Here is a 12,300-nt window from a genome sequence, read left to right on the forward strand (position 1 = left end):
CCATGAGTCTTCATCCGAATGCTCTGACGCCAGATAGGTCAATTTCTGAAGACGAAACAGTACCATACGTTGAGCGTCCAAGAACGCTCCAGCGCCTTCCGGCACCGGCCGAGACCGCGCCGCATAGTCGCGCCACCGACCAGTCAGATGTCGCTCCCTCGCAGACGCACGGAGCAGACACGGCCGTTGAGCCTGTTCCCCGCAAAGGGCTGAAACGCGTCCTCATTGCTGGTGCGAGCCTTCTCGCGTTGGCTGCTGCCGGTTATGTCGGCTGGGAGTATTGGAACGTCTGGCGCTTCGAAGTCTCGACCGACGACGCCTATGTCCAGGCGGATAATACAACCATAGCTCCGCGCGTCTCAGGCTACCTCACGCAGGTTCTTGTCAATGACAACGAGCGTGTGAAGGTCGGCCAGGTTCTGGCGCGCATCGATGATCGTGATTTCAATGTCGCACTGGAGCAGGCGAAGGCCGACGTTCAGGCGGCGAAGGCTGCTGTTGCCAATAAGGTTGCCGCGCTTGATGCCCAGCAGTCGGTTATCAACGCCGCCAAGGCAACGATCGACGTCGACAAGGCCAACGAGACATTCGCGGAACAAGACAGCGAGCGTTACAGCCATCTTGCAACGACAGGCTATGGTAGCGTCCAGAATGCGCAGCAGGCGGAGGCTCGGATTACGGCTGCCCGTGCTTCTATCGCCCGCGATACGGCGACGCTGACGAACGCGCAGAAGCAGATCGACATTCTGAAAGCGGAAGTTGCGCAAGCGAAAGCTACGCTCTCGCATGATGAGGCCGTGCAGGATCAGGCCGAACTCAATCTCTCATACACGACGGTCGTTTCTCCGATTGATGGCGTCGTCGGCAATCGTACATTGCGTGTCGGCCAATACGTGCAGGCGGGTACGCAGCTGATGGCTGTTGTGCCGTTGAACGCTGCGTACATCGTCGCGAACTACAAAGAGACGCAGCTCGAAGATGTGCGTCCCGGGCAGCCGGTGAATGTTGAAGTCGACATGTTCCCTGGCGTCGAGATCCCGGCGCACGTTGATAGCCTCGCGCCGGCAAGTGGTCAGCAGTTTGCGTTGCTGCCGCCGGACAATGCGACGGGCAACTTCACGAAGATCGTGCAGCGTATCCCGGTAAAGATTGTGCTTGATCCGGATAGCCCGCTGGCGGGTGAGTTGCGTCCGGGGATGTCGGTCTATCCGACCATCGAGACGAAGAAGAAGACAGATGGGACGGCTGCGTCCGTTGCAGCCAAGTGAGCCCAGCGGCTGCGCGTGATGACGCGCGGCTGCACTGTGGAGTAAACGTCATGGCAAGCATCGCTGAGACGACAGGGCCGGGCGCGACTCTGCCCCGTCAGACGACTTCGATTTCAGAAGACAAAGCCAGTCTGACGACGTGGATCGCCGTTATCGCGGGCATGATCGGCGCGTTTATGTCGATCTTGAACATCCAGATCACGAACGCGTCGTTGCTCGACATCGAAGGCGGCATCGGGACCGGCGCCGATAACGGGGCGTGGATTTCGACGTCGTATCTCATTGGCGAGATCGTCGTCATTCCGCTGACCGGCTATCTCAGTCGCGTTTTTTCGTTCCGTACATATATCGTCGCGAGCACGTTCTTCTTTGCCGTGTTCTCGATGGCATGCGCGTTCGCTCATAATCTCGGTGAGATGATTGCGATGCGTGGCCTTCAGGGCTTCGCGGGCGGCGTACTGATCCCTATGGCTTTCACGATGGTGGTGACCCGACTGCCGAAGCCGCAGCAACCGATCGGGCTTGCGTTGTTTGCGATTGCGGTGACGTTTGCGCCGGCCATCGGCCCGACCATCGGCGGCTATCTGACCGAGAACTACGGCTGGCAGAAGATTTTCTTCATCAACACCATTCCGAGCGCAATCATGATCGTTGCGCTGCTGGCGACGCTCGAAAAGGAAAAGATGCAGCTTGGGCTGCTCAAGGAAGGCGATTGGGCGGGCATCGTGACGATGGCGATCGGACTTTCGTCACTGCAGACTATGCTGGAGGAAGGCAACAAGGACGATTGGTTCGGGTCGCAGTTCATCGTCAATCTCGCGGTCACAGCCGTCGTGTTTCTGACGGCGTTCGTCTGGATCGAGCTGGTGGTGAAGAAGCCGCTCGTCGATCTGAAGCTGCTGAAAAACCGGAACTTCGCGATAGGGACGGTCGCGAACATGCTCGTTGGCTTTGCGCTGTTCGGCACGGTTTATGTGCTGCCGCAATATCTCGGTCAGGTGCAGGGATATAACTCGGAGCAGATCGGCAACGTTCTGGCCTGGACGGGCCTGCCGCAGCTTCTGATCATCCCATTCGTTCCTCGCCTGATGAAGAGTTTCGACATTCGCTATATCACAATCGTCGGCATCGCCTTGTTTGCTGCGAGCTGCTTCATGAATATCGAGATGTCGCTCAACTATTCCGGTGATCAGTTGTTCGTCCCGAATATCGTGCGTGCGGTCGGGCAAGCCTTGATCCTCACGCCGCTGACGGCCATCGCGACGGCACAGATCGGGCCGAAGGATGCAGCAAACGCGTCAGGGCTGTTCAATATGCTGCGCAACCTCGCCGGCGCGGTCGGGACCGCGTCGCTGGAGACGATCATCACGAAGCGCGAGCAGTTTCACTCGAACATCATCGGGCAGTCTGTAAACATCAATCGGGAGAACGTGCGCCAGCGTATCGATGAGATGACCAATTATTTCATGGCGCATGGCGTGTCCGACGTGGCGATAGCGAAGCACCAGGCGATCGTCGCGTTGGGCAATATCGTCAAGCGGCAATCGCTGATCATGGGATTCAGCGACACGTTCGCGGTCATCGGCGTGATGCTGTCGATCGCGGCGATTGCATTGCTCTTTGCGCGCAAAGCCAAACCCGCCGCAGGTGCGGCGGCACACTGATCAATCCGTCGCCGACAATGGGCGCGCGACCTCTTCAAGAGATTTGCGTTCCGCGGCGAGGGCTTTAAATGCTGCGACACCGGCTGCAGTCATCATCAGGGCGGCGCCGATGAGGTAGCCAATGAGCACGCTATCGCGCGATCCGGTGTCGATTAGATGGCCGAGGAAATAAGGCCCGATAATGCCGCCGACGCCCGTTCCGACAGCATAGAAAATGGCAATCGCAAGTGCGCGAACTTCAAGCGGGAAAGACTCGCTGACTGTCAGATACGCGGAGCTTGCGGCAGCGGAGCCGAAAAAGAACACGACGACCCAGCAGGCCGTCAGTTGCCACGTCGAAACGAGGTCGGCCGCAAAGAGCCAACCTGTACCGGCAAGCAGAATGCCCGAGAGACTATAGGTCAGCACGAGCATCGGCCGGCGGCCCCAGGTATCGAACAGGCGGCCGATCAACAAAGGTCCGAGGAAATTTCCAGCGGCGAACGGCAAGATATAGAGGCCGATCTCATCGGTCGGGACGCCGTAGAATGACGACAGCACCAGAGCATAGGTAAAGAAGATCGCGTTGTAGAAATAGGCTTGGGCAGCCATCAGGGCAAAGCCGACGATGGCGCGATCGCGATTGGTCTTGAAGATCGCCGTTGTGATTTCAGCCAGCGGCGTGTGGGTGCGGGCTTTGAATTGCGTTGTCGAGAGGCCGGTGCGATCCCAGGCGTGACCCTCGCGCGCAAAATCCGCTTCGATGCCGTTGACGATTTTTTCGGCTTCGGTGGCGCGGCCATGCGTGATGAGCCAGCGCGGACTTTCCGGTATCCAGAAGCGCATCGCGAAGGTGACAATGCTCATGCCGCCGCCAATGGCGAATGCGAGGCGCCAGCCGAGATCGGTTGGAATCAGGGACGTGTCGAGAAGCACAATCGAACCGAACGCGCCGATTGCGGCGCCGAGCCAGAAGCTGCCATTGATCGCGAGGTCGGTCCAGCCGCGGAGGCGGGCGGGAATCAATTCCTGGATCGTTGAGTTGACGGCGGTATATTCGCCGCCGATGCCCGCGCCGGTGAAAAAACGGAAAGCTGCGAAGCTCGCCAAATTCCATGAAAATGCTGTTGCGAACGTCGCCAGCATGTATGTCGCAAGAGTGATGAAGAACAATTTCTTGCGGCCCAGCCGGTCCGTCAGCCAGCCGAAAAAAATTGCGCCTAAAACGGCGCCTGCGAGATAAGCGCTGCTGGCGAGGCCGATATCGGTATTGGAGAATTTGAGCGCGGGACTTTCTTTAAGTGCTCCGGCGATAGCGCCGACAATCGTCACCTCAAGGCCGTCAAGGATCCATGTGATGCCGAGCGCCGCGATGACGAGGATATGAAAGCGTCCGAACGGCAGGCGATCGAGGCGTTGCGGGATGCTCGTCTCGATAATGTCGCCCGTTTGCGTTTCCGCGTCCGAGGCCGTCTTCTGCATCACATCCCCCGTTAAGCTCACTGCGTCTGCAATGAGAACGCAGGAGCTAGGGGTACGTTTCAGCCCAAAACGTAAATGTCAGACAAAAGCTTCGGTTTGTGCGTGCGGCTCATACAATTCTTCGAGCTTGGAAATCTCTTCGTCCGAGAGCTTCAGAGATACGGCTTTTATTGCGTCATCAAGCTGGTAGGGCTTGGTCGCACCGATGACGGGCGAGGTCACGACCGGTTTATGCAGCATCCACGCAAGCGCTACTTGAGCTGGCGGAACGCCGCGGGCTTTTGCAACTTCGACCACACGATCGACGACTGGCTTGTCGAGTTTCTTTGATTTCTCGTAGAGCCGCTGTGCAAAGGGATCGTTCTGTGCGCGCGTCGTTTCCGGCTCGTCCTGCCAGGGACGCGCAAGACGTCCGCGCGCGAGCGGCGACCATGGGGTCACGGCGACGCCCTCTGACTGGCAGAGCCGAAGCATCTCCCGTTCGTCTTCGCGATAGAGAAGATTATAGTAGTTCTGCATCGAAACGAACGGCGCCCACCCGTGTGCGCGTTGCAAGCCGAGCGCCTTCATGAATTGCCAAGTAAACATCGACGACGCGCCGAGATAGAGCGCTTTGCCGGAGCGCACGACTTCATCGAGGGCTTCAAGCGTTTCCTCAAGTGGCGTGCCGTAGTCGTAGCGATGGATGATATAGAGATCGACATAGTCTGTGCCCAGCCGCGTCAGGCTGTCGTCGATTTCGGCGAAGATCGCCTTACGCGAGAGACCGCGGCCGTTCGGGCCTTCGCGCATCGGCGAGCACACTTTCGTCGCGATGACGACTTCATCACGCCTAGCAAAATCGCGGATGGCGCGGCCCAACACGCGTTCGCTTTCGCCGTGCGTATAAACATTGGCGGTGTCGAAGAAATTGAGTCCGTTTTCGAGGGCAGTTTTGATGTAGGGTCGGCTCTCCTCTTCGGAGAGCGTCCACGCCCATTTCATGACGCCATCGTTGGATTGGCCATAGCTCATGCAGCCAAGGCAGATGCGCGACACATCGAGACCGGTATGGCCAAGTTTGACGTAATCCATCGGGATTCCTCCGTCGGTAGAAGCCGTCTTTTTGGGGACGGCTGACGTGCAGCCGTCTATCGGTTTGAAGCTCTATTTCAAAGTGCCAATATTGAGCGTCTGCTCTAACCGTCGCGCAACGAAGCGTGAGATCGAGGGGCCGACCGCGATGACGATCACGAGGCGCAGCGTTTGCAACGCCATGATGAATGACATGTCGACTTTCGATGAGGCGGCGATCACGGCAATCGAGTTCAAGCCGCCGGGGCTCGTTGCGAGATAGGCCGTCAGCGGGTCGACGCCGAGGAGTTCGGTCAGGATCGCGGCAAGGCCCCCGCAAAATATGATGAGAACCAGAACGGCCAAAACAATGTGAGGCAGCTTTTTCAACGCGTGCATAAGAATGTCGCGAGAAAACGTTTGGCCGATCATCCAGCCGATGGAGGCATAGCACACCGACAGCGACCAATCGGGCAGCTCGATTTTCACGATACCCGAGGACTGCAAAACGGCGCCAAATGCCATTGGGATCAACATGACACCCGCCGGAAATCGTAAAAGATGACCAGCCGCTCCGCCGATGGTCGCGATCGCAATCGTTTCGGCGAATGCGGTCCAATCGATAGGCGGAAACCACGTGGTCGTATCGGCTGTAGGCGTGACCTGGATCCAGATATGAGCGACGATCGCGGCCGCCCCGACAACCATGATGACACGCAAATACTGCATGAACGCCACCAGGCGCACATCGTCGCCATAAGCGCCGGCCATAAGGATTGCGGCTGTCGCAGCTCCGGGAGAAAACCCCCACACAGCAGTTGTGCCCGGCATGATCTGGTATTTGCCCAACACCCAACCGATCAGGCTGGTGGCCGAAATCACTGTCAGAACCACCGAAAGCAGCAGGGGCCATTCGGTTACAAACCTCGCGACGATTTGCGGCGATACGGCGCTCGCCAGCGTGCAACCGACTATGGCTTGAGCCACCAGCCTGACGAAGGGCGGTAACCGGATCGAGCCGCCGTTGGTTTCGACGACGATCGCTGCGATCATTGGGCCGAGAAGAATCGCGGCCGGAAGTCCAGTCAGACCGATCAGCGCCGTCACCACAAACGATAGAGCGACGAGGATCAGCCACTGAACTGGCTTCGTAAGGTTGGCCAGGAGTGCGTCTGGGGTTCGGGTCGGATTGGGCGACACCGTTATCGGCCACCTAATTCGATATCGTCTGCTTCGGTGACGCGACTGATCCGAGGGAAAATCATTTCGACGGCAAAGTTGTGCATTTCCGCTGAGAAGCTTGCGGTAATATCCTCGGCGAGAACGATGGCATAGTTGCGTTCCCAGGCTTGGCGCGCAGTGGATTCAACGCCGATGTTCGTTGCGATGCCGCCGAGGACGATCGTGTTGATGCCGCGGCGACGGAGCTGCACGTCGAGATCCGTGCCGTAGAACGCGCCCCAGTTGTGTTTGGTAACACGAATATCAGTCGGCATTGCTAAGCCATCGACGAGTTCTGAGAAGTCATCGGGAAATCCGCCCGGAGGGATCGCTATGGGGCTGTCGACAGGAACGCGGACAGCGTCGGCGAAATCTTTGGCGAAGGCGACATTGACGAGGACGACGGGGGCGCCTGCGGAACGAAAGCGCGTTGCCAATTCCGACGCACGCTTGACGACATCCGCTCCCGTGTGTGGCGCGACGTTGCGCGCTACAATTCCGTTCTGGAGATCGATGAGGATGAGGGCCGTCGTTTGGGGGTCAAGCTGAAGCATCGGCATCTGCCTTTCGCTCTTGGCCATTGGTGCCCGTTGGCCTGATTACGGTTTCGTGATATTTGAGGCATCGCTCAAATTATTCTGGATAGTTGAGGATGACCTCAAGTAAGTCAACAGGGACGCAAGAGCGCACCGCCTTGAGCCCGCAGCGGCGGCCAGGGCAGGAGCGGGTGGCGGCGCTGCTTGAGGCGGCAGCAGTTGTCATCGCGGAAAAAGGCTATGACGCCACGACGATGGCGGAGGTTGCGGCGCGGGCGGGCGCGCAGATCGGATCGCTTTATCGGTTTTTTCCCAACAAGGACGTTCTTGCGAGCGCGCTGATCGAACGGTTTCATGACAGGGCCGGTTCGCTCTTCGATGCGATCGATCAACGGGCCGGCGAGCTTTCCGTTGCCGAGTTGACTGACGCGTTGCTCGACCTGCTTGGAGATCTCCGATCGGAGACGCAAACCATCGTCGCGCTTCTGGAGGGCAGAGCAGAATTGTCAGCCCGCCGGCTTGAGTTTCGCCGGGAGCTTCGCAAGCGCATCGCGCGGACGCTCATCCATCGCTGTCCGAAGCTTCGCAAGGGTCAGGCTGAGGACGCGGCAGCAGTTCTGTTACAGAACATGAAGTCCATAGGTGCGCTGACGAAGGAGATTGGCAACGGCGTTCGGCCGAGCGCGCTTGTTGAGCTTCGTGTCATGACCCGGCACTATCTCGAGAAGATATTTGCGGACGCCGGTTGCCGGGAATAGCAAGCTTGCCGCCCGCTTCGAGCCAGAGGGCTAAGGCCGTCGCGGCGATGACGCCGAGGATGGCGCCGGTGCTGTCGGCCAACAAAGTGCCGGCCGCCCAAGATATGGCGATCAGCAACAGAGAGGGAAAGATAACGCTCGCCTTGGCTTTGGAAAGCGATGCGATGATGACCAAAGCGCCGAGGATGGCGCCGATGGCACCGAAATAATAATCGCAAATAGCGCCAATAAAAACGATGAAGACCAGTGTCACGCCTGTCGTCCCTTGGGAACGCGAATCGGTGAGCACACGTCGGTAATCTACATCAGAGGCGTTCAAATTTCCTGATCAGTATTTAGACAAAATGCGGGGCGATCTGCCTAATGTGAATGCAGATCGTCAGTTGACGCCGGATTCCGCGAGCAGACAATAGCGGGTCCAGCGCAGATGCCTGATCCGGGTCATTTCAGGTAGCTCGATGACCTTACCGCGGCATGTGCGGGTATACGCGACGAGCTCATGCTCCGCTGCGTTCAAGCGAGCTGTGGCTTCGCGCTGGAAGAGCGAGACAAGCTTTGCATCCATAGGCAAGACCCTCCCTTCTTCGCAGGCTACGTGATTTGGATTGCCTCAGAAAGGGCGACCAAATTGGTCTCCACAGCGGCTGGTTCGCTAACGGGAATGCGTAAAGGGGACTTCCTTTTGTCGTGATGGTCGGCGACTGATCGCGATGTCTGGCGGGCATTTTGAAAGTCCGCGGCAATGTGATCGCCGTCTTGTTCGTAGCTTTCCGAATATCCATGTTGCTGTGGACGCGATATTGGAGGCCGTCCCAATGCCAGATGAAGATGCAGCGTCCGTCATCTTTTTTGTCGCCAGCCTTTATGCGTTTGGGATCGTGCTTCTCTATGTTTTGGCACGTGCGTGGGAGCAGGCGCTTTCGACCCGTCCGGATGCGAAACGGGCGCCTGCCCATCGCCGCGACATCAATCGACCCAGAGGCTTTTGACGCCGCTCAGCGTCCGCGCGGTGATTGACGCGCCAGCGAAGTGGGAATTCGCCTATTCACGGCGCCTATCGGCCCGTGCCCTTTGCTCTTGGTTAATTCTTTCGGAATGGATGTTTTGCAATTGCGTATGCTTGATTGCAGCTTGCGCAGATCAGCTCATACTTTCGTGCAATATAGTTCGCGGAAAAATCGAATAACTGGCTCAATTTAAACATCGTTCTTCGATAAAACGGCAGTTGTTAACTCCTTACTCTCGATTATCTGATATATTCAGTATACCTCATGTCCTCCCCCCGGAATGAGGCTTGAAGCGTGGGCATCCGGCCATCCCCCTCATTCCCCCCGCCGGGTGCCCACCACCTTGCCTGTATGGCGCACGGGGAAATCACATACCTGCGCGCAGCGTGCGCATGATAAGTTGGTTCGATGTTTCATCGTGCTCGGCGAGCGATGGAGAGCGCCTCGGCGCCTGTCTCATCCAGCCTGCTACGCGCGGTTTTGGCGCCGCAGTATTCGGCGACGGATCGGTTACAGGACCATCGGTGCTCACATCGATTGAGTTGATCTGCTCGGACTCATCCATTGCCTTGGCCAGTGCGCCGACCGTCATCACGGGGGCGGTTGGGATCAGCAGCGTTTTGTCGGCTTTGGGCTCTGGCGCCTGCTTTTGCTCGGCAAGATAGGTTTCGACGCGCGAGGGGCGCGGATCGCGCGACGGAAGCAGGGCCAATTTGGTCATCGCTTCGCGGGCCAACGCTTCGCCGACGGTTACTGCTATCCAAGAGCTTCCGACGATCAGAGCTATATAAAATAGCGAGGTGTAGACGCGATTAGACATGGCACCAGTCTGAAACTCGACTTCGGGTGCCCCCACACCAACCTAACAGACTACGCCCGGATTTCCCGGCCGTTCCCGTGGGCTGATAAAAATCATCTTAGCGGAATTTGCTCAGTTATCTTTGAATGTGACTAATGCCTGTCGCATCGCCGCGCTAATGGCATCGAGACCGTCGGTGAGTGCGGCCGGTCCGGGCTGCAAAATTAGTGACGATTTGATTTCAAAGACCAGATTGTTGACGACGGCAGGAATGGTTTCCCAGCCCGGCCGGCGGCGGATCGTCTCCAGGCGTACCTTCTTACCGCACCATGATGCGAGAATGACCTCGGGCGCTTGGGCAATCACCGTTTCGGCGGATACGATGCGGTCCTTGGCGGCCGCTTTGCGGCGCAGGTTGGAAAAGATGTCGTCGCCACCTGCGATTTCGATAAGTTCGGATACCCAGCCCAGACCGGCGATCTGCGGGTCGTCCCATTCCTCGAAATAGACGCGCGGACGATGCTTCTGTCCTGCTGTTTCGGCGCTGACGGCTTCTACCCGTTGTGCGAGCGAGGTGGCGAGGGCTTCGGCTTTGTCTCCGCAACCGATGAGTGTACCAAGCGTCCGGATCATCGCGAAGATCCCCGCGAGGTCGCGCTGATTGAAAATGTGCACCTCTTGCCCTGCTCGCGCGAGATCGGCCGCGATCTGGGCCTGAAGGTCTGAGAACGCAAGGATGAGGTCGGGTTCGAGCGCGAGTATCTTTGGGATATCGGCAGAGGTAAATGCCGAAACTCGGGGTTTTTCGCGGCGGACCTCCGGGGGGCGAACGGCATATCCGGATACGCCGACGATGCGGTCTTGCTCGCCGAGCAAATAGAGCGTTTCGACAGTCTCTTCGGTCAGGCATACAAGCCGGCGAGGAGGAAAAGTGCGCATGGGTTGCCCGAACGAATGCCATTGCTGGGTGTGCGGTCGGTTCCGTTTGGCCAGTCAGAGCGCGATGCTACCAGTCATAGGCGCACTGAGAAACCGGCGCCTCCGCCTGAGCTAGACAACTCAAGAGTTGGCTTTGACGAACAAGCGAATATTACTGGATGTTTATCAGAACAGTCTGGAACAAATCTGCGGGTCGATTGTTAAAGCTGCCGCAAAATCTGCTTGAGGCTCCAGTAAAACGTACGTGCGCGCATCGAACATGACCACCTCGTCCATTTGCGTGGGTTGAGGCATCATTGAGACGTGTGGCATCAACTGTTCATCGGGAATACATCCTGGTTCGTCAAAGGTTCTGGCCGTGTTTGCGGACAGCGGAAGGAAATGAAATATGGAAACGACCCTGAAGTCACTGCTCGTCGCCGTGTCGTTCTTGGCCCTTGCTCCGGCTGCTTATGCCGCTGAGAGCGCCGAGAACGGCGTCGAGCTGGCATTCATGCCGAGCGCGATGGACGTGACGCTGCTCAACGAGGGCGGAAAGTACGTGGCGGTTGATCTCAAGAAGATCGCCAAGGGCGAGAAGTGCCACATGGAGAAGGATTCGGTGATCATGAAAATCGGTCCGGGCGCCACGCCTGGAACGACGCTCGTTCGCTATGCAGCGCCGAACCTGTCGCACGGCGGTTGCCCGTTCATGACAGAATTCGAGCTTTCGAACGCCGACTATTCCGCAGCCCGGGCCGAATATAACGCCAAAGCCGAAGAGGCGTCGAAGAAGATCGACGATCTCAAGAAGCAGCTCGGCGATAAGTGGAATGAGCTGACGAAATCGGCCGAGCCTCAGAAGGATGCCGAACCGCCTAAGAACTAAGGTGACAGGAGGGGCATGTGCAGTCGCTGCCTCCCCAATCGATTCTGGCGAAATTACTGGCCGGTCCCGTGGGGCCGGGCCGGCTTATTTGGATCGGTCTTCGACCTTCCCGCAAAGCGCCGATGCTCACTCCAGCATCGGCGCTTTTCGTTGCGGGTCAAGGGATCGAGGGTGATCGCTACAAGACGCAGCGGAACGGTCCGCGACAAGTGACGCTCATTGCCGCTGAGGATCTCGCCGCGATAGCGTCATTTATGGGTAGGGACGTTTCGCCGGAGCTGTTGCGGCGAAACCTCGTCACGAGCGGGCTCAATCTGAATGCCCTAAAGGAGCGGCGCATTCTGATGGGTGAGGTTGTCTTGGAGGTCAGTGGCGAGTGTGCGCCGTGCAGCCAGATGGAGGCGAACTTGGGGCCGGGAGGCTATAACGCCGTTCGCGGCCGCGGCGGACACACGGCACGCATTATTACTGGTGGGGAAGTAAGCCTGGGGGATGCGATCGAACGTGTAGAGAATTGGCCGCCACCTGCCGCGACCTAACAGTCCCAGCCGCTCAATGACCGGTTCAGTCCCGGTTCAGTCGATTCCGATCGGCTTCTGTGGGCCTTGTGGGCGGGTCGATTTGATCAGGTAGCTTACGAGGGCGATGCCGACGATCGGCAGGAATGCGGTGGCCGCGATCTGCGGCAAAACGTTGAGCACCGCATAAAACGAGTAGGGCATAGTC

At 58.2% G+C, this 12,300-nt stretch carries 15 protein-coding genes; 6 read left to right on the plus strand and 9 right to left on the minus strand.

Going from position 1 to position 12,300, the window contains the following annotated elements; genetic code table 11:
• The first annotated feature begins 2 nt into the window (after nucleotides 1–2).
• Both RLW41_RS12305 and RLW41_RS12310 read left to right on the plus strand, forming a co-directional pair.
• The gene (locus RLW41_RS12305) at nucleotides 3–1,268 is read left to right on the plus strand and encodes an HlyD family secretion protein (protein WP_414461605.1); all 1,266 of its coding nucleotides are present in this window, start codon (nucleotides 3–5) and stop codon (nucleotides 1,266–1,268) included.
• A gap of 50 nt (nucleotides 1,269–1,318) precedes the next feature.
• The gene (locus tag RLW41_RS12310) at nucleotides 1,319–2,932 is read left to right on the plus strand and encodes a DHA2 family efflux MFS transporter permease subunit (protein ID WP_414461606.1); all 1,614 of its coding nucleotides are present in this window, start codon (nucleotides 1,319–1,321) and stop codon (nucleotides 2,930–2,932) included.
• Here RLW41_RS12310 and RLW41_RS12315 read toward each other — a convergent pair whose 3' ends face one another.
• From RLW41_RS12315 to RLW41_RS12330, 4 genes are all read right to left on the minus strand, one after another.
• Nucleotides 2,933–4,393 carry an MFS transporter gene (locus RLW41_RS12315; protein ID WP_414461607.1) on the minus strand — a complete coding sequence of 487 codons (1,461 nt, stop codon included), beginning with the start codon at nucleotides 4,391–4,393 and terminating at the stop codon, nucleotides 2,933–2,935.
• A 78-nt stretch (nucleotides 4,394–4,471) separates the two neighbouring features.
• Complete coding sequence (locus RLW41_RS12320; RefSeq protein ID WP_414461608.1) at nucleotides 4,472–5,467, minus strand: aldo/keto reductase; 996 nt, start codon at nucleotides 5,465–5,467, stop codon at nucleotides 4,472–4,474.
• A 72-nt stretch (nucleotides 5,468–5,539) separates the two neighbouring features.
• Nucleotides 5,540–6,646: an AbrB family transcriptional regulator gene (locus RLW41_RS12325; RefSeq protein WP_414461609.1), complete on the minus strand. Its 1,107-nt coding sequence runs from the start codon at nucleotides 6,644–6,646 to the stop codon at nucleotides 5,540–5,542.
• A gap of 2 nt (nucleotides 6,647–6,648) precedes the next feature.
• On the minus strand, nucleotides 6,649–7,221 hold the full coding sequence (locus RLW41_RS12330) for a hydrolase (protein WP_409562004.1): 573 nt from the start codon (nucleotides 7,219–7,221) through the stop codon (nucleotides 6,649–6,651).
• A gap of 98 nt (nucleotides 7,222–7,319) precedes the next feature.
• On the opposite strand from RLW41_RS12330, the gene RLW41_RS12335 reads away from it, so the two are divergent.
• The gene (locus RLW41_RS12335) at nucleotides 7,320–7,961 is read left to right on the plus strand and encodes a TetR/AcrR family transcriptional regulator (RefSeq protein ID WP_414461610.1); all 642 of its coding nucleotides are present in this window, start codon (nucleotides 7,320–7,322) and stop codon (nucleotides 7,959–7,961) included.
• Here RLW41_RS12335 and RLW41_RS12340 read toward each other — a convergent pair.
• The gene (locus RLW41_RS12340; protein WP_409562006.1) at nucleotides 7,906–8,214 is read right to left on the minus strand and encodes a hypothetical protein; all 309 of its coding nucleotides are present in this window, start codon (nucleotides 8,212–8,214) and stop codon (nucleotides 7,906–7,908) included. The two genes, RLW41_RS12335 and RLW41_RS12340, sit on opposite strands and share 56 nt — an antisense overlap.
• A 126-nt stretch (nucleotides 8,215–8,340) precedes the next feature.
• Complete coding sequence (locus RLW41_RS12345; RefSeq protein ID WP_414461611.1) at nucleotides 8,341–8,526, minus strand: hypothetical protein; 186 nt, start codon at nucleotides 8,524–8,526, stop codon at nucleotides 8,341–8,343.
• Nucleotides 8,527–8,776: 250 nt separating this feature from the next.
• Between RLW41_RS12345 and RLW41_RS12350 the strand changes: the two genes are divergently transcribed.
• Entirely contained in the window at nucleotides 8,777–8,950 is a 174-nt protein-coding gene (locus tag RLW41_RS12350; RefSeq protein ID WP_409562008.1) for a hypothetical protein, read from the plus strand.
• A 385-nt stretch (nucleotides 8,951–9,335) separates the two neighbouring features.
• On the opposite strand, the gene RLW41_RS12355 is transcribed toward RLW41_RS12350, so the two are convergent.
• Both RLW41_RS12355 and RLW41_RS12360 read right to left on the minus strand, forming a co-directional pair.
• The gene (locus RLW41_RS12355) at nucleotides 9,336–9,788 is read right to left on the minus strand and encodes a hypothetical protein (protein ID WP_414461612.1); all 453 of its coding nucleotides are present in this window, start codon (nucleotides 9,786–9,788) and stop codon (nucleotides 9,336–9,338) included.
• Nucleotides 9,789–9,899: 111 nt separating this feature from the next.
• Nucleotides 9,900–10,706, minus strand: coding sequence for a cobalamin-binding protein (locus RLW41_RS12360; protein WP_414461613.1), 807 nt, complete (start codon nucleotides 10,704–10,706; stop codon nucleotides 9,900–9,902).
• A gap of 388 nt (nucleotides 10,707–11,094) precedes the next feature.
• Between RLW41_RS12360 and RLW41_RS12365 the strand changes: the two genes are divergently transcribed.
• Together RLW41_RS12365 and RLW41_RS12370 are read left to right on the plus strand one after the other, a co-directional pair.
• Complete coding sequence (locus RLW41_RS12365; protein WP_414461614.1) at nucleotides 11,095–11,574, plus strand: hypothetical protein; 480 nt, start codon at nucleotides 11,095–11,097, stop codon at nucleotides 11,572–11,574.
• A 122-nt stretch (nucleotides 11,575–11,696) separates the two neighbouring features.
• Nucleotides 11,697–12,113: an MOSC domain-containing protein gene (locus RLW41_RS12370; RefSeq protein WP_414461615.1), complete on the plus strand. Its 417-nt coding sequence runs from the start codon at nucleotides 11,697–11,699 to the stop codon at nucleotides 12,111–12,113.
• A 36-nt stretch (nucleotides 12,114–12,149) separates the two neighbouring features.
• On the opposite strand, the gene RLW41_RS12375 is transcribed toward RLW41_RS12370, so the two are convergent.
• Entirely contained in the window at nucleotides 12,150–12,296 is a 147-nt protein-coding gene (locus tag RLW41_RS12375; protein ID WP_013946049.1) for a hypothetical protein, read from the minus strand.
• Nucleotides 12,297–12,300: the final 4 nt, after the last annotated feature.

The sequence above is a fragment of the Hyphomicrobium sp. DY-1 genome (genome assembly GCF_047497105.1).
GTDB lineage: Bacteria > Pseudomonadota > Alphaproteobacteria > Rhizobiales > Hyphomicrobiaceae > Hyphomicrobium_B.

Coding starts and splice junctions, on each gene's coding strand:
- RLW41_RS12335 (WP_414461610.1), top strand. CDS start 7,320: ATGACCTCAAGTAAGTCAACAGGGACGCAAGAGCGCACCGCCTTGAGC.
- RLW41_RS12355 (WP_414461612.1), bottom strand. CDS start 9,788: ATGTCTAATCGCGTCTACACCTCGCTATTTTATATAGCTCTGATCGTC.
- RLW41_RS12375 (WP_013946049.1), bottom strand. CDS start 12,296: ATGCCCTACTCGTTTTATGCGGTGCTCAACGTTTTGCCGCAGATCGCG.
- RLW41_RS12320 (WP_414461608.1), bottom strand. CDS start 5,467: ATGGATTACGTCAAACTTGGCCATACCGGTCTCGATGTGTCGCGCATC.
- RLW41_RS12310 (WP_414461606.1), top strand. CDS start 1,319: ATGGCAAGCATCGCTGAGACGACAGGGCCGGGCGCGACTCTGCCCCGT.
- RLW41_RS12360 (WP_414461613.1), bottom strand. CDS start 10,706: ATGCGCACTTTTCCTCCTCGCCGGCTTGTATGCCTGACCGAAGAGACT.
- RLW41_RS12350 (WP_409562008.1), top strand. CDS start 8,777: ATGCCAGATGAAGATGCAGCGTCCGTCATCTTTTTTGTCGCCAGCCTT.
- RLW41_RS12365 (WP_414461614.1), top strand. CDS start 11,095: ATGGAAACGACCCTGAAGTCACTGCTCGTCGCCGTGTCGTTCTTGGCC.
- RLW41_RS12330 (WP_409562004.1), bottom strand. CDS start 7,221: ATGCTTCAGCTTGACCCCCAAACGACGGCCCTCATCCTCATCGATCTC.
- RLW41_RS12345 (WP_414461611.1), bottom strand. CDS start 8,526: ATGGATGCAAAGCTTGTCTCGCTCTTCCAGCGCGAAGCCACAGCTCGC.
- RLW41_RS12305 (WP_414461605.1), top strand. CDS start 3: ATGAGTCTTCATCCGAATGCTCTGACGCCAGATAGGTCAATTTCTGAA.
- RLW41_RS12370 (WP_414461615.1), top strand. CDS start 11,697: ATGCTCACTCCAGCATCGGCGCTTTTCGTTGCGGGTCAAGGGATCGAG.
- RLW41_RS12315 (WP_414461607.1), bottom strand. CDS start 4,393: ATGCAGAAGACGGCCTCGGACGCGGAAACGCAAACGGGCGACATTATC.